This window comes from Leclercia adecarboxylata (assembly GCF_006874705.1).
Lineage (GTDB): Bacteria > Pseudomonadota > Gammaproteobacteria > Enterobacterales > Enterobacteriaceae > Enterobacter > Enterobacter adecarboxylatus_C.
Genome location: NZ_CP035382.1, coordinates 2,656,486 through 2,676,249 on the forward strand (window position 1 = coordinate 2,656,486; position 19,764 = coordinate 2,676,249).

The window sequence follows — 19,764 nt, forward strand, 5'->3', positions numbered from 1 at the left end:
TTTCTTCCGGCATGAAAAAAGCGGCTCTCGAGCCGCTTTTTTTTATCCTGCAAAAACCTACTGCGCCACCAGTTGCCAGCCATCGTCCGGGTTAAAGGTCGGCATCGCTTTCGCTTCCTCCGCTGACTTCTCGCCCAGATTGGCCTGCCACACCCGATCGTCGCCGTTAATCATAAAGCTCATCACTCCGGTCTCGCCGTAGCTCACCGGCCAGGCGAGCATCGCAAAGCCTGATTTGCTGTCCGGCAGGATGCGGAAATGGTAGCCGTGATACCCCTGACCCGGCTCTTTCGGGCTGAAAGCCGGGCCGAGCGGGCTGGGCGTTTCACCGGGTTTCACCGGCCAGTAGAGCCCGTCTTTTTTACCCTCGCTGCTGACAATTTTCTGCGCATACTGGGTGGTGAGGGCGTAATAGCTCTCCTGTGCATCCACGTAAGCGTGCAGTGCCTCGATGGCGGCCAGCTCGTTGCGGCCCACTTCGCGGTTGAGGATCTCCTCTTTGGCTTCCTGCATATCGAACTGCCAGCCCTCGGCGCGTTTCACCACCGGGATTGGCAGCTGCCAGTGGTACTCGCCCACGGTGAGCCAGGCCATGTCGCCGTCGATCACCATGTGATGGTTCACCTGCCAGTCGCGCTTAAAGCGATCCACCGCTTCCGGGTCAACGCCATCGGACGGTAAAAAGGTGCGCCAGTCCTCGCCGAGCAGGTTGCCGAGCTCTTTGTCGTTCTGCTCGTTAATCGCCTTCGCCAGCGCATCGGTTGCCTGTTCGGGCGTGCTGAAATGCTGTTGGGCAAAGACGCCGGTCGATACCATGAACAGCATCATTGCGCTAAGTAATTTACTTTTCATTGTCGTCTCCCTTAACGATGACGTAGTTCACGGTGTTCACCGCCGCCCCGGCGTTCAGACATCTGGGCTCTGCCGCCGCTGCGCTGTTCCAGATTGCGGGCCGACTGCTGACGGCTCTGCATCCCACGCTGCTGCTGCGCCTGCCAGTTGGCCGAGCGGCTGTCGTTGCCGCTGAGGGCGTTGGCCCGCTGGTGCGTCTGCGTTGCCCGCTGCCGTGTCTGCTCGCTACGCTGTTGCGGCTGCGTCTTGCGGGCGGTCTCCTGACGTGCCGCAAGACGCTGGGTATTGCTTTCGCGTTTTGCGGTATGCGGGCGATCGCTGTCGTATCCCCGGTAGTTATCGCGCCGGGAGATTTGATTCAGCTGCTGGTTTGCCGCCTGACGCTGCCCGTCACGGGTGGCCGGACGCGCCGTCTGGGACAGATTTTTGCCCGTTGAACGCTCCATCTGGGTCATTGCCGCCTGGCGCTGGGCGTCGCGATTAACCGTACTTTGCGGCGTTGTGGCCCTGACGCTGGTATTGGCGGTCCGGCGCACGGCGGTGTTGTTCTGCGGATAGCGGTTATTCAGCTGGCTGGTGGCGTAGGGCACGCCGCCGCGATAGGCCGGGTTGTGCTGCCAGCCGCGGTTGGCATCCAGTCGCTCGCCACTGATTTTATTGAAGTTATCCACGTTGATGTTGATGTTGTTATCGCCATTACGCGAATAGCCACCGTGGTGATCGCCCCCATGACGGTCGTGATCCCAGTCATCATCGTCATCCCAGTCGATATTGCTGAAGATGGCGTAGGTCGTGGCGACCCCGAGGCTGAAGCCCAGCCCTTTGACCAGGCTGTCGGTGAACTGCTCCCCCGGAGGCGGCGGCAGATAGACCGGTGGGTAGCTGGTGTTCGGCCAGGTGCCGTAAACTGTGCTGGGGTTGTAGGTCGGGACGTACACTACCTGCGGATCGGCGGATTCAATCTTGATGACCGTCGGGGCAGGGGATGATGTCGACGTTGAGGTTGAGGTCGAAGCAGAGGCTTTTGGTGGTTCGGTTTTCGCCACCGTCGTCACCGTCTGCTGCGGCGTGGACTGCAGCGCGCCGGTCTGCTGCGCCAGCAGGCGTAAGCGCTGAACGGAGTCCATCACATCCTTCGGCTGGGCGAGAAACGCGTCGCCGAGATTCTGCACCCAGGGCGGATTTTCCCCCATCAGCGACATCAGCTGCGGGAAGGCGACCAGCGATTTCACGCTCGGATCCCAGGGCTGCCCCGCCACGGCCTGCACCGCCGCATCCCCCTGCATGCGGGGATTATCCCGCGACCACTGGGCCGCCTGGATCACGTTCGCCGGATAGGTGGCGGCCATCAACACTTGCGACAGTAGTGCGTCCGGGTAGAGGGCAACCGGGGCAACCCACTGATCGATTTGCGCTGCGGTGTAGGCCACCGGCACCTGAGGTACAGCCGCCGGGGCGGTTTGCGCTGTCGGCGCGGGCTGTACGGGTGGCGGTGGCTGAGTGAGGGTATCCGGTGCGCGGCTATTAACGTAGACGACGCCTGAGGCGGCTAACAGTCCGGCGCTACACAGGAGAGCAAGCAGATGTGGCTTAAGGGGCAACTTCATAATAAGACTCCGACGAGAGCGAGGCCGTAAGGCGTTTACGTTGCCGCGAGTATATGCACCCGGGTATTACTTTTTTGACTTAAACTGGGAACCGTGCCGACCGGCCGGAGAAAGAGTGTGAGCATTTATTACACAGATTATATCCGATGACGCAGAATCCGTTGGGGTTTCAAAAGACACTCGCAAGCTGCTTTTTTGCGGAGAAAATTCTTCCCGCCACGCCGCTATACCATGCTTAACGATTCAGCAAACAATTTAATGTTGCTTTTTTGTAAACGGATTAACACTGTGTGAAAATCCTGCTATGCTGCCCGACGCGGTATCGGGCATTTACCCTACAAACTGCTGTCTCACAGGAGCGTGAAGAGAACGCCGGCCGCATATGACAATGAGAGCGAGGAGAACCGTCGTGCTAGAAGAATACCGTAAGCACGTAGCAGAACGTGCCGCCGAGGGGATTGTACCGAAACCCTTAGATGCTACCCAGATGGCTGGGCTCGTCGAGCTGCTGAAGAATCCGCCACAAGGCGAAGAAGAATTCCTGTTAGATCTGTTGATCAACCGTGTACCGCCAGGCGTCGATGAAGCCGCCTACGTCAAAGCCGGTTTCCTTGCTGCGATTGCCAAAGGCGACGCAACCTCCCCACTGGTTACCCCTGAAAAAGCGATTGAACTGCTCGGCACCATGCAGGGTGGTTATAACATTCATCCGCTGATTGATGCGCTGGACAGCGATACGCTGGCGCCGATTGCCGCCAAAGCCCTGTCCCATACGCTGCTGATGTTCGATAACTTCTATGACGTCGAAGAGAAAGCGAAAGCGGGCAATACCTACGCGAAGCAGGTCATGCAGTCCTGGGCTGACGCTGAATGGTTCCTGAGCCGCCCTGCGCTGGCGGAAAAAATGACCGTCACCGTCTTCAAGGTGACCGGCGAAACCAACACCGATGACCTCTCTCCGGCGCCGGATGCCTGGTCACGCCCGGATATCCCACTGCACGCCCTGGCGATGCTGAAAAACGCCCGTGAAGGCATTGAGCCGGATCAGCCGGGTGCCGTAGGCCCGATCAAGCAGATCGAAGCGCTGCAGCAGAAAGGTTTCCCGCTGGCCTACGTCGGTGACGTCGTCGGTACCGGTTCTTCCCGTAAATCCGCGACCAACTCCGTGCTGTGGTTTATGGGCGATGACATCCCTCACGTGCCGAACAAGCGCGGCGGCGGTCTGTGCCTCGGCGGCAAAATTGCCCCTATCTTCTTCAACACCATGGAAGATGCTGGCGCACTGCCAATCGAAGTTGACGTGAATAACCTGAACATGGGCGACGTGATTGACGTGTACCCGTTCAAAGGCGAAGTGCGCAACCACGAAACCAACGAACTGCTGGCAAGCTTTGAGCTGAAAACCGACGTGCTGATCGACGAAGTGCGTGCCGGTGGCCGTATCCCGCTGATCATCGGTCGCGGCCTGACCACCAAGGCGCGTGAAGCGCTGGGTCTGCCGCACAGCGACGTATTCCGTCAGGCGAAAGACGTTGCGGAAAGCAACCGTGGTTACTCTCTGGCGCAAAAAATGGTGGGTCGCGCATGCGGCGTAGCCGGTATCCGTCCGGGTGCTTACTGCGAGCCGAAGATGACCTCCGTGGGCTCTCAGGACACCACCGGTCCAATGACCCGTGACGAACTGAAAGACCTGGCGTGCCTGGGCTTCTCGTCTGACCTGGTGATGCAGTCCTTCTGCCACACCGCGGCCTATCCGAAGCCGGTTGACGTTACCACGCACCACACGCTGCCGGACTTCATTATGAACCGCGGCGGTGTCTCTCTGCGTCCGGGCGACGGCGTGATCCACTCCTGGCTGAACCGCATGCTGCTGCCGGATACCGTCGGTACCGGTGGTGACTCCCACACCCGTTTCCCGATTGGGATCTCCTTCCCGGCGGGCTCTGGTCTGGTGGCCTTTGCCGCTGCAACCGGCGTGATGCCGCTGGACATGCCGGAATCGGTACTGGTGCGCTTCAAAGGTAAAATGCAGCCGGGTATCACCCTGCGCGACCTGGTTCATGCCATCCCGCTGTATGCCATCAAACAGGGCCTGCTGACCGTTGAGAAGAAAGGTAAGAAAAACATCTTCTCTGGCCGCATCCTCGAGATCGAAGGTCTGCCGGATCTGAAAGTGGAGCAGGCGTTCGAACTGACCGATGCCTCCGCTGAGCGTTCCGCTGCGGGCTGTACCATCAAGCTGAACCAGGCGCCAATCGAAGAGTACCTGACCTCCAACATCGTGCTGCTGAAGTGGATGATCGCTGAAGGCTACGGCGACCGTCGTACCCTGGAGCGTCGTATTCAGGGCATGGAAAAATGGCTGGCGGATCCACAGCTGCTGGAAGCCGATGCTGACGCAGAATACGCGGCGGTTATCGACATCGATCTGGCCGACATCAAAGAGCCAATCCTGTGTGCACCAAACGATCCAGACGACGCGCGTCTGCTCTCTGACGTCCAGGGCGATAAGATCGACGAAGTGTTCATCGGTTCCTGTATGACCAACATCGGTCACTTCCGTGCTGCCGGTAAACTGCTGGATACCCACAAAGGCCAGCTGCCGACCCGTCTATGGGTGGCACCGCCAACCCGTATGGACGCGGCGCAGCTGACCGAAGAGGGCTACTACAGCGTGTTCGGTAAGAGCGGGGCGCGTATCGAAATCCCTGGCTGTTCCCTGTGTATGGGCAACCAGGCGCGCGTGGCTGACGGTGCGACTGTAGTTTCCACCTCAACCCGTAACTTCCCGAACCGTTTAGGTACCGGTGCAAACGTCTACCTGGCCTCTGCGGAGCTGGCGGCAGTTGCGGCGCTGATTGGCAAGCTGCCAACGCCGGAAGAGTACCAGACCTTTGTGGCGCAGGTTGATAAGACTGCGGTAGATACCTATCGCTATCTGAACTTCGATCAGCTCTCTCAGTACACCGAGAAGGCTGACGGGGTGATCTTCCAGACAGCAGTATAATCACCGCACCCGTCTGAATGCCCGGTGGCGCTACGCTTACCGGGCCTACAAGACCCATCGCAACCGCGGTGGGTTTTTTATTTTCATTCCTTCCACGCGTTCCGCTTTTTTTCTTCCCCTGTGCTGCGATAATTACTTCAAGGGCTTTGCAGAGGAAAATACTATGGATTACGAATTTCTGCGTGATATCACCGGGGTGGTGAAAGTGCGTATGTCGATGGGCCACGAGGTGGTCGGTCACTGGTTCAATGAGGAAGTGAAAGAGAACCTGAGCCTGCTCGATGAAGTGGAACAGGCTGCGCGCGCGATTAAAGGCAGTGAACGATCCTGGCAACGCACCGGGCATGAATACACGCTGTGGATGGATGGCGAAGAGGTGATGGTGCGCGCCAACCAGCTGGAGTTTTCCGGTGACGAGATGGAAGAGGGGATGAACTACTACGATGAAGAGAGCCTGTCGCTATGCGGCGTGGAGGACTTTCTTCAGGTGGTGGCGGCCTACCGCGATTTCATGAAACAGAAGTAATATCCGGAGCCTCCCTGCTCCGGACGCATCTTATACGGTCGTAATGTTGCGGCCGTAGTAAATTTCGCGCATCTCTTTCCACAGCAGATCGGTAATGACCTTGCGCTCGTCTTCGCTTAAATCTTCCGGTTTTGTGTGGAACATATAGTGCTTAAGGTCGAACTCCTTCAGCAGCATTTTGGTATGGAAGATATTTTCCTGATAGACGTTCACATCCACCATGTCATACAGCGATTTCATGTCCTCAGACATGAAGTTCTGAATCGAGTTAATTTCATGATCGATAAAGTGCTTCATGCCGTTGATATCACGGGTAAAGCCGCGCACGCGGTAATCAATGGTTACGATGTCGGACTCAAGTTGATGAATTAAGTAATTCAGCGCGTTGAGGGGCGAAATCACACCGCAGGTCGACACTTCAATATCGGCACGGAAAGTACATAGCCCGCCTTCCGGGTGACTCTCCGGATAAGTGTGCACGCAGATATGGCTCTTATCGAGATGGGCCACCACCGCTTCCGGCAGCGGGCCAGGGTGCTCGGTGTTATCGATAAGCGTGGGGTCAACCGGCTCTTCGCTGACCAGAATAGTGACGCTGGCACCCTGGGGCTCATAATCCTGACGGGCGATGTTCAGGATATTGGCGCCGATAATAGAGCAGGTTTCTGACAGGATCTCGGTCAGTCGGTTGGCGTTATAGAGTTCATCGATATAGGCGATATAACCATCGCGCTCTTCCGCCGTTTTCACATAGCAGATATCGTAAATACAAAAACTCAGGCTTTTGGTCAGGTTGTTAAAGCCATGCAGTTTCAGCTTTTTCAATTCATTCACCCCCTCAGAGCGTCTTGCAAATATTGCGGCAAAGCAAAGGCTGCGGTATGGACGGCCGGGTTGTAATAACGGCAGGTCAGATTGGCGTGCTGGAAGCGCGCCTGAATAATGCCGGTAGAGAGATGACGCAGGGCTTCATTATCCGTCGCCCAGGCAAAGGTCATCACGCCGCCGTAGTAGGTCGGGATCGCCGCCTGATAGAAGCTCACGTCGGTAAAGTAATGGCTCAGCTTACGGTGGCTGTCGAGGGCCTCATCCTGCTGCAGGAAGCAGACGCCGTTCTGGGCGACAAAGACGCCGCCGGGGTTCAGGCAGCGTTTGCAGCCCTCATAGAACGCAGAGGTAAACAGGCTCTCACCCGGCCCAATCGGATCGGTGCAGTCGGAGATGATCACATCGAAGGTCTGCGTCGTCTGGTTAACAAAATTAACGCCGTCGTCGATCACCAACTGGAAGCGCGGATCGTCGTAGCTTCCGGCATTGTGATTGGGCAGATACTGGCGGCAGAAGGAGACCACCCCGGCGTCGATCTCTACCATGGTGATGCTTTCAATCGTTTTGTGGCGGGACACTTCACGCAGCATAGCGCCGTCGCCGCCGCCGATGATCAGCACATGTTTCGCATTGCCGTGGGCCAGCAATGGTACATGGGTCATCATCTCGTGATAAATGAATTCATCACGCTCGGTGGTTTGCACCACACCATCGAGCGCCATCACCCGGCCAAAGGCCGCGTTTTCGAAAATGATCAGATCCTGATGATCGGTTTTCTCGTGATAGAGCACGTTATCAATGGCAAAGTACTGTCCAAACTGGTCATGCAGCGTTTCGTGCCACAATGTCTTTTCGGCCATGGGATGATACCTCCTTTGTTAACACCCGGTTAAAACGGGCGAAACATCATAGCTAACAATGACCGTAGTTGCACGGTCATCAATTCAGCAAAAGGGCATCGGGAGGGGAGTTACTTAACGTAGGCGAGCAGGCTCAGCGAGTCGCGAGCCAGGGCTTTACATTTTTTTGCCGTGGGAATGCCGATGCCGCTGAGATCGCGGTAGCTGTCTTCACCGAGGGTTTTCATATCGAAACTGTCGTAGTTGCTCAGATCCCACTGGTTCTGCTGAGCAAAGAAGACCAGCGCGCGACGAATCTGACCGTTAGGTAAATTCTGGTAGCCACAGTCGTTTTTCAGAAATACAAACACCGCCGTTAAATCCGCCATGTCTTCGGCTTCATTTTCACTCAGCGCATAGCTGTTTGCGCAACTTATCATCAGGGTGCTGAACAGGATTGTTCGGAAAAACGTCTTCATTGCTTCTACCAATACGTCACGGAAATTCAACGTTAGCACACTTCCCGCCGGTGCGACGATCTTTATTATTTCCGCTTTTCTTGACCTTCCGGCAAGGGGAGGGTTTATGCTCATGGCATCGCCTGCTGCGAATAAGGAGATGAACATGCAACGCCGTGATTTTTTAAAATATTCTGCCGCACTGGGTGTCGCCAGTGCGTTACCGCTGTGGAGCCGAGCTGCTTTTGCCGCTGAGCATCCCGTTCTGCCAATCCCCAATTTACTCACCCCCGATGCGCGTAATCAGGTGAAGCTGGTGGTGCAGGCGGGCAAAACGACCTTCGGACCGCACAACGCCACCACCTGGGGCTACAACGGCAATCTGCTGGGCCCGGCCATTCAGCTACGCAAGGGAAAAGCGTTAACCGTTAATATTCACAACACCCTTAATGAAGAGACCACCGTCCACTGGCATGGTCTGGAAGTGCCGGGCGAGGTGGACGGGGGCCCGCACGGCATCATCAAACCCGGCGGCCAGAGAACGGTGACCTTCACCCCGGAGCAGCGGGCGGCGACCTGCTGGTTCCATCCTCATCAGCACGGAAAAACCGGGCATCAGGTGGCGATGGGGCTCGCCGGGCTGGTGCTGATTGAGGATGACGAAAGCCGCCTGCTGCGCCTGCCAAAGCAGTGGGGCATCGACGATGTGCCGGTGATCGTCCAGGACAAAAAGTTCGCCGCTGACGGGCAGATTGACTATCAGCTGGATGTGATGAGCGCCGCGGTGGGCTGGTTTGGCGATACGCTGCTGACCAACGGCGCGATCTACCCGCAGCACAATGCCCCGAAAGGCTGGCTACGCCTGCGCCTGCTCAACGGCTGTAATGCGCGCTCGCTTAACTTTGCCGCCAGCGATAAACGCCCGCTGTACGTAGTCGCCAGCGACGGAGGGCTACTGGCTGAGCCGGTGAAAGTGACCGAGCTGCCGATGCTGATGGGCGAGCGTTTTGAGGTGCTGGTGGATATCAGCGACGGTAAGGCGTTTGACCTGATGACCCTGCCGGTCAGCCAGATGGGAATGGCGGTGGCGCCGTTCGATAAGCCGCAGCCGGTGCTGCGCATTCAGCCGCTGCTGGTGACGGCTTCCGGCGAGTTGCCGGATACGTTGACCAGCATGCCGGCTCTGCCGTCGCTGGAGGGGCTGACTGAGCGAAAACTGCAGCTGTCGATGGATCCGATGCTCGACATGATGGGCATGCAGGCCTTAATGAAGAAGTACGGCCATCAGGCCATGGCGGGGATGGATCACGGCCAGATGGATCATGGCAACATGGGCGGGATGGATCACAGCATGCATGGGTTCGACTTCCGTAACGGCAACCGAATTAACGGCAAAGCCTTCGATATGCACACGCCGCAGTTCGCGGCCGCGAAAGGGCGGTATGAGCGTTGGACGATCTCCGGGGAAGGGGACATGATGCTGCATCCGTTCCATATTCACGGCACCCAGTTCCGCATCCTGACGGAAAACGGTAAAGCGCCTGCGATGCATCGCGCGGGCTGGAAGGATACGGTGCGCGTTGAGGGCGGGGTGAGCGAGGTATTAGTGAAGTTCGATCATGACGCGCCGAAAGAGTATGCCTATATGGCGCACTGCCATCTGTTAGAGCATGAAGATACGGGGATGATGCTCGGATTTACGGTGTAAAAAAGCCGGGTGGCGGCTACGCCTTACCCGGCCTACAGTTCTAAAAACGGCAACTTTCGTTGCCGTTTTGCTTTTACTTCTCGTCAGGCAACGCGTAGGCAACAATATAGTCGCCCATCTTCGTCCCAAATGAACCGTGACCACCTGCGGAGATCACCACAAACTGCTTACCATTGGCCTCATAGGTCATTGGCGTGGCTTGTCCACCGGCTGGCAGGCGACCCTGCCACAGTTTCTCACCGTTGCTCATGTTGTACGCGCGCAGGTAGTTATCGGCAGTTGCACCAATAAACAGCACGTTACCGGCGGTGGAGATTGGGCCACCCAGCATTGGCATACCCATATTGAACGGCACCGGGATCGGCATCGGGAACGGCATGCTGTCCTGTGGCGTACCAATACGTTTTTTCCATACGACCTGATTGGTTTTCAGATCCAGCGCGGAGATATAACCCCAGGCAGGCTGTTTACACGGCAGGCCAAACGGAGAGAGGAACGGGTTCAGCGTCACGCCGTACGGCACGCCGTACTGCGGCTGAATACCGGATTCGGTACCGGTACCCTGCGCGTCTTTCGGCTGCTCCATTGGGTTGCCCGGACCGCGTGGGATCAGCTTCGAGACAAACGGCAGCGCCATCGGGTTGGCAATCGCCACCTGACGGTTCGGATCCACGGAGATACCGCCCCATTCGAACATCCCCAGGTTACCCGGGAAGACCAGCGTGCCCTGCTCGGACGGTGGTGTGAAGATGCCTTCATAGCGCATCTGGTGGAACATCACGCGACACACCAGCTGGTCAAACATCGTGGCGCCCCACATGTCTGCCCCACTGAGGTCTTTCTTCGGACGGAAGCTCAGATCCGAGAACGGCTGGGTTTTGGTAACGTAGTCGCCTTTCGCTGCGCCCTGCGGAACCGGTTTTTCCGGCGCCGGCACGACCAATTGGCCGTTACGACGATCCAGCACGAAGATATTGCCGGTTTTCGCCGGGGCGTAGATCACCGGTACGGTCTGGCCGTTAACGTTGATGTCCGCCAGCGTCGGCTGGGACGGCATATCCATATCCCACAGATCGTGATGAACGGTCTGATAGCTCCACGCCAGTTTACCGGTGGTTGCGTTCAGCGCCAGGACAGAGCTGGCATAACGTTCCTGTTCCGGCGTACGGTTACCACCCCAGATATCCGGTGTGGTCACGCCCATCGGCAGGTAGACCAGGTCCAGCTTCGCGTCATAGGCCGCTGGTGCCCAGGAGTTCGGCGAGTTGAAGGTAAAGGTGTGTTCATCCGACGGGATGGCGTTTGGATCTTTCGCACCCGGATCAAAGGCCCACAGCAGTTTACCGGTGTTGACGTCAAAACCGCGGATAACGCCGGAGGTTTCGCGCACGGAGAAGTTATCCGTTACCGAACCGGCAATCACGATGGTTCTGTCAGTGATGATTGGCGGCGAGGTTGGCTCATACAGACCCGGAGTCTGATCCGGCATGTTGGTCTGCAGATTCAGCACGCCTTTGTTGGCAAAGGTTTCACACAGCTTGCCGGTTTCGGCGTTAATGGCAAACAGACGACCGTCGTTGACCGGCAGCATAATGCGGCGCGGACAGTCGGCGATCACTTCCGGACTGGCGTTATCAGCGCGTGCTTCGTGGTAAGAGACACCACGGCAGGTCACGTGCTGGAACGAGTTATTGGTCTTCAGCTGCGGATCGAAGTGCCACTTCTCTTTACCGGTGGCGGCATCCAGCGCGAACAGACGCTGGTGAGCGGTACAGAGGTAAAGCATATTGCCCACTTTAATCGGCGTCACTTCGTTGGTCAGTTCGCCCGGATCGTTGGGTTGCTTCAGGTCGCCGGTACGGAATACCCAGGCCTCTTTCAGATTGTGCACGTTATCGGCATTGATCTGCTTCAGCGGGGAGTAGCGTTGGCCTTCCTGATTACGACCATAGGCAGGCCAGTCGGCATCTGCCACTTCGGAAATCGGTGCGGCAGGGGTGGCGTCGGCATTCAGCGTGCCTTTCACCTCCTGCGGATCGTTAAAGCCAGCCCAGGTCAGAATCCCGCCGCTGATCAGCAGCGCCACGACCAGCGCGGTAACGGCACCGCCGGAGCGCACGAACAGGCGACGCCAGACGAAGGGCAGGATCAGCCAGATACCGAAGAAGACCAGGATATCGCTGCGCGGGGTCAGAGCCCAGAAGTCAAAGCCGACCTCCCAGACGCCCCAGATCATCGTGGCAAGCAGTAAGGCGGCATAAAGCCACAGTGCTGATTGTTTACTGCGCCATAACATCAGGGCGACACCTAACATGACTACGCCAGCAATGGGGTAGTACCAGGAACCACCAATGGCTACCAGCCAGACTCCACCTATTAACAGGTAGAGCCCGCACAGGGCTGCGAACAGCGCTGTTAGCTTCACGAGTAACCGTGAATGTTGAACTTTTGTTTCCGCCATAAAAAGTACTCTTTAAGTTTGTTAATTTTTTGATAGCAATTAAGTATAGGACTTAACAAGTGTGATCGGAATCACAAATCTGGCTTTTATGAACAGATGCGCCAGGAGGATCTATTTGCTGGTATACTTCAGGGCTTATGTAGCGATGCCGGACGTGAAGCCATCGGCATTGAGAAATTCGTTATAAAAACATACGGTTAGTAAAATGAAACATACTGTTGAAGTGATGATCCCGGAAGCGGAGATCAAAGCGCGTATCGCCGAACTCGGTCGTCAGATCACCGAACACTATAAAGACAGCGGCAGCGAGATGGTGCTGGTGGGTCTGTTACGCGGTTCCTTCATGTTTATGGCCGATCTCTGCCGCGAAGTGCAGGTCTCCCATGAAGTCGATTTTATGACCGCCTCCAGCTATGGCAGCGGTATGTCGACCACTCGTGATGTGAAAATTCTCAAAGACCTGGATGAAGACATTCGCGGCAAAGATGTTCTGATTGTTGAAGACATCATCGACTCCGGTAACACCCTGTCGAAGGTGCGCGAAATTCTCAGCCTGCGTGGACCAAAATCGCTGGCGATCTGTACCCTGCTGGACAAACCGACCCGCCGTGAAGTTCAGGTTCCCGTGGAGTATGTCGGTTTCTCAATTCCGGACGAATTCGTGGTGGGCTACGGCATTGACTATGCTCAGCGCTATCGTCATCTGCCGTATGTCGGCAAAGTGGTGCTGCTGGACGAGTAAAGTAAGGTGGGTATTGCCCGGTGGCGCTACGCTTACCGGGCCTACGGACCGCGCTTTTGTAGGCCGGGTAAGGCGACGCCGCCACCCGGCTTTTTTACAGGCTTATTTGTGATTTTCGTGCTTCTGGGTCAGGTTTGAGACGCCCCGACGGTAGCGCTGCTCCAGGGTTTCCCGGTTGGTGGCGGTCACTTCCAGATCGCGCAGCAGGCCGTCGTGAATGCCATACGCCCAGCCGTGGATCGTCACTTTCTGCCCGCGTTTCCAGGCCGACTGCATAATGGTGGAGTGACCGAGGTTGTACACCTGCTCCATCACGTTCAGTTCACAGAGGGTATCCAGGCGACGCTCCTGCGGCATTTGCCCCAGCAGTGAGCTATGTTTGAACCAGATATCACGAATGTGCAGCAGCCAGTTGTCGATCAGACCCAGTTCCGTGTTCTCGACCGCCGCCTGAACGCCGCCGCAGCCGTAGTGACCGCAAATAATGATGTGTTCCACTTCCAGCACGTCGACCGCATACTGCACTACGGACAGGCAGTTCAGGTCGGTGTGGATCACCAGGTTCGCGACGTTACGGTGAACAAAGAGTTCGCCCGGTTCGAGGCCAGTCAGACGTTCAGCGGGAACGCGGCTGTCGGAGCATCCAATCCAGAGAAAGCGTGGTTTCTGCGCCTGAGACAGTTTCTCAAAAAATCCGGAATCTTCCTCCAGCAGCATCTTTGACCATAGTGCGTTATTGCTGATGAGTGTATCTATGTCATTCATGGAGATAAACGGCCTGTAACCGGGTTAATGCGTTGCGCTAATATAGGGCAACTCGATTTTTTTTAAAACAACACTTCGCGTGTCAGCACTATAGGTAACTCTATTTCATGACCATTGCACTGGAGCTCGAGCAGCTTAAAAAAACCTATCCGGGTGGTGTCCAGGCACTGCGCGGCATAGATCTTAAAGTCGAAGCCGGTGATTTTTATGCGCTTCTGGGGCCCAACGGGGCAGGTAAGTCCACCACCATCGGGATTATCAGCTCGCTGGTGAATAAATCCTCCGGCCATGTAAAAGTCTTCGGCTACGACCTGGAAAAGGACGTGGTGAACGCCAAACGCCAGCTGGGGCTGGTGCCGCAGGAGTTTAACTTCAACCCGTTTGAGACCGTGCAGCAGATTGTGGTCAACCAGGCGGGCTACTACGGCGTGGAGCGTAAAGAGGCGGTTGAGCGCAGCGAAAAATATCTTAAGCAGCTCGATCTGTGGGAAAAACGCAACGAACGTGCGCGGATGTTGTCCGGCGGGATGAAGCGTCGTTTGATGATTGCCCGGGCGTTAATGCACGAACCAAAACTGCTGATTCTGGATGAACCCACCGCCGGGGTGGATATCGAACTTCGCCGCTCGATGTGGGGCTTTTTGAAGGATTTAAACGACAAAGGCACCACCATTATTCTGACCACTCACTATCTGGAAGAGGCGGAGATGCTGTGCCGTAATATCGGCATCATTCAGCACGGCGAGCTGGTGGAGAACACCTCAATGAAGAGCCTGCTCTCCAAGCTGAAATCCGAAACCTTCATCCTCGATCTGGCGGCGAAAAGCGCGCTGCCGAAGCTGGAAGGTTATCAGTACCGTCTGGTGGATACCTCAACGCTGGAAGTGGAAGTCCTGCGCGAGCAGGGGATCAACAGCGTCTTCAGCCAGCTGAGCCAGCAGGGGATTCAGGTATTAAGTATGCGTAATAAAGCAAACCGACTGGAAGAGCTGTTCGTCTCCCTGGTCCATGAGAAACAAGGAGATCGCGCATGATGCAGCTTTACTGGGTGGCGCTGAAAAGTATCTGGGCCAAAGAGATCAACCGCTTCATGCGCATCTGGATCCAGACCCTGGTGCCGCCGGTGATCACCATGACCCTCTACTTTATTATCTTCGGCAACCTGATTGGCTCGCGGATCGGTGAGATGCACGGCTTCACCTATATGCAGTTTATCGTGCCTGGCCTGATTATGATGGCGGTGATCACCAACGCCTATGCCAACGTGGCGTCGTCGTTCTTCAGCGCCAAGTTCCAGCGCAACATTGAAGAGCTGCTGGTGGCCCCGGTGCCCACCCACGTTATCATTGCCGGCTACGTCGGCGGTGGCGTGGCGCGCGGCCTGTGCGTCGGCGTGCTGGTAACGGCCATTTCTCTGTTCTTCGTGCCGTTCCAGGTGCACTCCTGGCTGTTTGTCGGCCTGACGCTGCTGCTGACGGCGGTCCTGTTCTCGCTGGCCGGTCTGCTGAATGCGGTATTCGCCAAAACCTTTGACGATATCAGCCTGATCCCGACCTTCGTTCTGACGCCGCTGACCTACCTCGGCGGGGTGTTCTACTCCCTGACGCTGCTGCCGCCGTTCTGGCAGGGGCTGTCACACCTGAACCCGATCGTCTATATGATCAGCGGCTTCCGCTTTGGCTTCCTCGGCATTTCCGACGTGCCGCTGGCAACCACCGTCGGCGTGCTGGTGATCTTCATCGTTGCCTTCTACCTGCTGTGCTGGAACCTCATCCAGCGCGGACGCGGACTGCGCAGCTGATCCTCAGGCCCGGCGGCGTCCTGCTGCCGGGCCGGTTTATTGACCACCATCACCCCCTCATTCCCCTATCCCCGCTAGACTACCCCTTTCTGAGGAGAGGTGACGATGCTGGGTTGGGTGATCACGTGCCATGATGAACATGCGCAGGAGATGGCGGAGAAGCTCGCCGTCCGGTTTGGGCCGCTGGTGCAGTGCCAGGTGGTTAATTTCTGGCGCGGATTAAGCGTCAATATGCTCAGCCGCATGCTGTGCGATGCCCAGCATCATGTCGACAGCGGAGACGGGGTAATCTTTCTGACCGACATCTCCAGCGCGGCGCCCTATCGTGCGGCGGCACTGCTTAGCCACAAGCACGACAACTGCGAGGTGATCTCCGGCATCAGCTATCCATTGCTGGAGATGATGTATCCTCTGCGGGAGATGACCGACAGCATCGGCTTTCGCGACACCATCGTTGCCCGTGGCGCGCCGCAGGTCAGCAGCCTGTGGCATCAGCAGCAGAAAAACCCGCCCTTTGTCCTGCTCCATAGCCCGGAGAAATATTAAGCATTGGTATTGCTGGCGCTTTTGTTACAATGGCGTCCGTTTTTCGTACTGAATAAATCCCTATGCTCTCGCGTATTTTTTTCCTGCTTCTGCTGCTGGTCTCCGGCGGCGTGTCTGCCAGTCTGCTCAGCCAGCAAGGGCTCCCGCCTCGCTATATGCAAACCACCGAAGATGCCGCCATCTGGGCGCAGGTGGGTAACAAAGTCGTGACCGTCGGCAACGTGCGCGCCGGGCAGATTATTGCAGTGGTGCCCACCGCGGCGGATTACTATGAGTTTCGCTTTGGCTTTGGCACCGGCTTTATCGACAAAGAGCATCTGGGCGAGGTGCAGGGAAAGCAGCGCGTGGAGGACAGCCTCGGCGATCTGAACAAGCCGCTCAGCAACCAGAACCTGATCACCTGGAAGGATACGCCGGTCTACAATGCCCCCAATGCCGGCAGCGCCCCGTTCGGCACCCTGACAGACAATCTGCGCTATCCGATCCTCAGCAAGCTAAAGGATCGACTTAATCAGACCTGGTACCAGATCCGTATCGCCAACCGCCTGGCCTGGGTCAGTAGCCTGGACGCGCAGGAGGATAATGGCCTGCCGGTGCTGACCTATCACCATATCCTGCGGGACGAAGAGAACACCCGCTATCGGCATACCTCCACCACCACCAGCGTGCGCGCCTTCAATAACCAGATGGCCTGGCTACGCGATCAGGGTTATACCACGCTGACGATGTACCAGCTGGAGGGCTATGTACGCAACAAGATGAACCTGCCGGCGCGCGCGGTGGTCATCACCTTTGACGACGGCCTGAAGTCAGTCAGCCGCTACGCCTGGCCGATCCTGAAGCAGTACGGTTTTCACGCCACGGCGTTCATTATCTCCTCGCGGATCAAAGCCCACCCGCTGAAATGGGATCCGAAGACGCTGCAGTTTATGAGCATTTCCGAGCTGCGTGAGATCCAGGATGTCTTTGACGTGCAGTCGCACACCCATTTCCTGCATCGGGTGGATAACAACCGCCATCCAATCCTGCTGAGCCGCAGCTACCACAACGTGTTGATGGATTTTAAACACTCCCGCCGGGCGCTGGCGCAGTTTAATCCGCACGTGTTGTATCTCTCTTATCCGTTCGGCGGCTATAACGACATCGCGGTAAAAGCGGCCAACGACGCCGGTTTTCACCTGGCAGTGACCACGGTGCAGGGCAAAGTGAAGCCGGGGGATAATCCGTTTCTGTTAAAACGTCTCTATATCCTGCGCACCGATTCGCTGGAGAGGATGTCGCGGCTGATCAGCAACCAGCCGCGGGGGTAGGGCTACTCATAATCGAGTGTAAAGGTGGCGGCGGCGTTAAAGTCGCCCGCTTTGAGCGTCTGACCATCCTTTTTCAGCTGCGCCGAAAAGTTGAGGTTCTCCTGGGCTGACCAGTCATTGCTGCGATCGTAGACAGCGCTGTTTGAACCGTCCGGCATCATGCTGAGGTTTTTATCGGTATTGGTCACCTTTACCCCCATCCCGCTGGCGCTGCCGCTGCTTTTTCCCAGCAGTTCATTGTCGGCAGAGAGATACGCGGTAGTCATCTTCACCGACAGCTTCGCGGTATAGCAGTTCTCGAGCGTCAGTGAGAACGGAATTTCTCGCGTCATCTCCTGCTTCACGTCGCTTAAAAAATAGTCCCCGAGCGCCACGTTGTTATTGCTGACGTTGCTGCCCTGCGCCACGCCTAATGCACAACTACTGGCTGGAACGGTGAAATTCAGGGTGCTGGATGAGGCCACAAAGGTGATGACCGGCTGGGTGGTTCCCCCAATCTGAAAACGTGCCAGCGTACCGTTCAGGGAAAATCCGTTCGGTACGCCCTTTTGCGGCCGGAAATCAGGCGTTACCCACATCGTCATCTTCAGCCGCCACTGGGCATCGGCGCTTTCCCACGGGTACCCGCTGCTGATGGAGGGGAAAACATCTTCCGAACCGTTGCCGCCTTTCAGAAACAGCGACAGGTCGGGATGATCGCCGCTGTTGCCACAGCCGTCGGCGGTATAGCAGGTCAGCTCGAGGGTAAAATCGATCCCCGGAATGGTCGTCTTGATCAGGGCATAGCCTTCAGGCGTGGTGTAGCGGGTGTCCAGGCTGGCGCCGGCGTCGGTAATGAAATGCACCGCGTTGTCCCAGGGCTCAAGCGTTTTACACCCCAGCGGATTCCCCCCCCTGAAGGGGATAACAAAGGTGTAGGTAGCGTTCAGACGGGTTGGTGTAGTGACTCTGCCCGGCTCCAGCACCATAAGCGGTGAGTTGCCCACTGCGTAAGCCCCCGCCGCGTCTTCATTGATGTAGCAACTCATGTCAGCCAGCGCCGGACGGGTCAACAGCAGGACGAACAACCCGGCGAGTAAAATAAGCAAGGCTCTCACACCGATCTCTCTTTTTCTTACGGCAGGGCGCAGGGCAGATTTGCCCTGCGCACAGATTTACTGGTATTCCACCAGGAAGGTGATCAGCGATGAGGCATCGCCGGGCGTCACATCGTCGATGGTTTTGTCATCGGCAATCACGATACGGGCATTCATCGCCAGACTGGCGCCGCCGTCGGCAATCACCACCTTTTGTAACTGTCGGGTTTTACAGCTCAGACGAATGCCGTTATCCACGTCGCCATTCCAGAGCTCGAATGCCGTGGAATGGGTTGCGCCAAAGTTATCGCTGGTGGAGGTCGAGCAGTCGCTGCCAGCACCTGCCATCGCCGTGACCTGTGCGGTACGCACTCCCGAACAATTGCTCAGAACAACGTTGAAGGCTTCAGTACGGCTCTTGTTAATCAGATCGGATTTAAATACGTCGTTAAATTTAATCTCCGTTGCCTCTGCACCCGCGGCATCCGTCACGTTTGCCGTACAGGTTCCCGGTACAACGGTGGAGACAAAGGTGGCGCTCAGCGAGCTGGTGCCGGTTATCGCCGCGTTGGAAAAGGCGGAAAATAACCCACCAGCGAGGACCAACGCGAGAATTGCAGTGTTGTTTTTCATCCTTGTTTCCTTACTCTGCAGGGTTATTCATAGGTAAAATTAAAGGTCGCCAGCGTCGAGAACTGTCCGGTCATGGCGCCGTCAGTTTTGGTTTCGATCAGCGTAGCCAGCAGGTCAACTTCCTTGCTGTTGATTTCACTGCTTGTCCAGACCAGGCGTTTACTGTCATCGGTAGCGTTAATTTCAAACGGCGCTTCAGGGGCGTCGGCGCGGGAAATGGTGAGGGCTACGTTACTCGCTCCGCCTTCAGGCACCGTAACGCTGTTGTCCAGCGCGGTTTTGACATCCGACGCCGTGCCGCTGACCACGGTTTTCAGCGCGGTCAGGCTGGACGGGCATTCTGTGATCACCAGCTTGAAAGGAAATTTCACCGCCCCGTTGGCAATATCGTCGACCCGGGCTTTGCCGTCGGTACCCAGCGTGATGGTATTGCTGGTGCCATCTCCGGTACCGCCATCAATTTTGATATCGCAGGTGGTTTCGCGAATATTCGCGCTAAAAGTGACATCCAGGTTATCCGCCGCCTGAGCGTAGCTGCTGCAGATAAGGAGCAGGGCGGCAGAGCACATTGCCTGCCGGGGGAGTTTGTTTAAAAAGATAGTCAT

18 protein-coding genes are annotated in these 19,764 nt (G+C 56.8%); 8 read left to right on the forward strand and 10 right to left on the reverse strand.

Going from position 1 to position 19,764, the window contains the following annotated elements; translation table 11 throughout:
• Positions 1-57: 57 nt before the first annotated feature.
• Together ES815_RS13605 and ES815_RS13610 are read right to left on the reverse strand one after the other, a co-directional pair.
• A complete protein-coding gene (locus ES815_RS13605) occupies positions 58-852 on the reverse strand; it encodes a DUF2950 family protein (RefSeq protein WP_142488258.1) in 795 nt (264 codons plus the stop codon).
• Between the two features lie 11 nt (positions 853-863).
• Positions 864-2,459, reverse strand: a complete 1,596-nt coding sequence (locus tag ES815_RS13610) for a DUF3300 domain-containing protein (RefSeq protein ID WP_142488259.1) — start codon at positions 2,457-2,459, stop codon at positions 864-866.
• A 409-nt stretch (positions 2,460-2,868) separates the two neighbouring features.
• On the opposite strand from ES815_RS13610, the gene acnB reads away from it, so the two are divergent.
• A complete protein-coding gene (acnB, locus tag ES815_RS13615; protein WP_142488260.1) occupies positions 2,869-5,466 on the forward strand; it encodes a bifunctional aconitate hydratase 2/2-methylisocitrate dehydratase in 2,598 nt (865 codons plus the stop codon).
• Positions 5,467-5,629: 163 nt separating this feature from the next.
• Positions 5,630-5,992, forward strand: a complete 363-nt coding sequence (gene yacL, locus ES815_RS13620; RefSeq protein WP_142488261.1) for a protein YacL — start codon at positions 5,630-5,632, stop codon at positions 5,990-5,992.
• Between the two features lie 30 nt (positions 5,993-6,022).
• On the opposite strand, the gene speD is transcribed toward yacL, so the two are convergent.
• The 3 genes from speD to ES815_RS13635 all read right to left on the reverse strand — a co-directional run bounded on the left by speD (position 6,023) and on the right by ES815_RS13635 (position 8,138).
• Entirely contained in the window at positions 6,023-6,817 is a 795-nt protein-coding gene (gene speD / locus ES815_RS13625; RefSeq protein ID WP_142488262.1) for an adenosylmethionine decarboxylase, read from the reverse strand.
• Between the two features lie 5 nt (positions 6,818-6,822).
• On the reverse strand, positions 6,823-7,680 hold the full coding sequence (gene speE / locus ES815_RS13630; protein ID WP_142488263.1) for a polyamine aminopropyltransferase: 858 nt from the start codon (positions 7,678-7,680) through the stop codon (positions 6,823-6,825).
• A gap of 110 nt (positions 7,681-7,790) precedes the next feature.
• Positions 7,791-8,138, reverse strand: a complete 348-nt coding sequence (locus ES815_RS13635) for a YacC family pilotin-like protein (RefSeq protein WP_103178301.1) — start codon at positions 8,136-8,138, stop codon at positions 7,791-7,793.
• 145 nt (positions 8,139-8,283) lie between these two features.
• Here ES815_RS13635 and cueO point away from each other — a divergent pair, with 145 nt between their 5' ends.
• A complete protein-coding gene (cueO, locus tag ES815_RS13640; RefSeq protein ID WP_142488264.1) occupies positions 8,284-9,825 on the forward strand; it encodes a multicopper oxidase CueO in 1,542 nt (513 codons plus the stop codon).
• 73 nt (positions 9,826-9,898) lie between these two features.
• Here the strand turns inward: cueO and ES815_RS13645 are convergent, their stop codons facing one another.
• Positions 9,899-12,286, reverse strand: coding sequence for a glucose/quinate/shikimate family membrane-bound PQQ-dependent dehydrogenase (locus ES815_RS13645; RefSeq protein WP_142488265.1), 2,388 nt, complete (start codon positions 12,284-12,286; stop codon positions 9,899-9,901).
• 205 nt (positions 12,287-12,491) lie between these two features.
• On the opposite strand from ES815_RS13645, the gene hpt reads away from it, so the two are divergent.
• The gene (gene hpt, locus ES815_RS13650) at positions 12,492-13,028 is read left to right on the forward strand and encodes a hypoxanthine phosphoribosyltransferase (protein WP_142488266.1); all 537 of its coding nucleotides are present in this window, start codon (positions 12,492-12,494) and stop codon (positions 13,026-13,028) included.
• A gap of 102 nt (positions 13,029-13,130) precedes the next feature.
• Here hpt and can read toward each other — a convergent pair whose 3' ends face one another.
• Positions 13,131-13,793: a carbonate dehydratase gene (gene can, locus ES815_RS13660; protein WP_142488267.1), complete on the reverse strand. Its 663-nt coding sequence runs from the start codon at positions 13,791-13,793 to the stop codon at positions 13,131-13,133.
• A gap of 107 nt (positions 13,794-13,900) precedes the next feature.
• Here can and ES815_RS13665 point away from each other — a divergent pair, with 107 nt between their 5' ends.
• The 4 genes from ES815_RS13665 to ES815_RS13680 all read left to right on the forward strand — a co-directional run bounded on the left by ES815_RS13665 (position 13,901) and on the right by ES815_RS13680 (position 17,450).
• On the forward strand, positions 13,901-14,827 hold the full coding sequence (locus ES815_RS13665; protein WP_106994272.1) for an ABC transporter ATP-binding protein: 927 nt from the start codon (positions 13,901-13,903) through the stop codon (positions 14,825-14,827).
• Positions 14,824-15,594: an ABC transporter permease gene (locus ES815_RS13670; protein ID WP_032616576.1), complete on the forward strand. Its 771-nt coding sequence runs from the start codon at positions 14,824-14,826 to the stop codon at positions 15,592-15,594. Before ES815_RS13665 ends, ES815_RS13670 begins: the two co-directional genes overlap by 4 nt.
• 105 nt (positions 15,595-15,699) lie before the next feature.
• Positions 15,700-16,140, forward strand: coding sequence for a PTS sugar transporter subunit IIA (locus ES815_RS13675; protein WP_142488268.1), 441 nt, complete (start codon positions 15,700-15,702; stop codon positions 16,138-16,140).
• A 62-nt stretch (positions 16,141-16,202) separates the two neighbouring features.
• Positions 16,203-17,450, forward strand: coding sequence for a polysaccharide deacetylase family protein (locus tag ES815_RS13680; RefSeq protein WP_185902333.1), 1,248 nt, complete (start codon positions 16,203-16,205; stop codon positions 17,448-17,450).
• Positions 17,451-17,452: 2 nt separating this feature from the next.
• Here the strand turns inward: ES815_RS13680 and ES815_RS13685 are convergent, their stop codons facing one another.
• Genes ES815_RS13685 through ES815_RS13695 form a run of 3 tightly spaced genes read right to left on the reverse strand, consistent with a single transcriptional unit; the run spans position 17,453 to position 19,764 of the window.
• Positions 17,453-18,547: a fimbrial protein gene (locus ES815_RS13685; protein ID WP_142488270.1), complete on the reverse strand. Its 1,095-nt coding sequence runs from the start codon at positions 18,545-18,547 to the stop codon at positions 17,453-17,455.
• A 57-nt stretch (positions 18,548-18,604) separates the two neighbouring features.
• Positions 18,605-19,159 carry a fimbrial protein gene (locus ES815_RS13690; protein WP_142488271.1) on the reverse strand — a complete coding sequence of 185 codons (555 nt, stop codon included), beginning with the start codon at positions 19,157-19,159 and terminating at the stop codon, positions 18,605-18,607.
• A 23-nt stretch (positions 19,160-19,182) separates the two neighbouring features.
• Complete coding sequence (locus ES815_RS13695; protein ID WP_260609621.1) at positions 19,183-19,764, reverse strand: fimbrial protein; 582 nt, start codon at positions 19,762-19,764, stop codon at positions 19,183-19,185.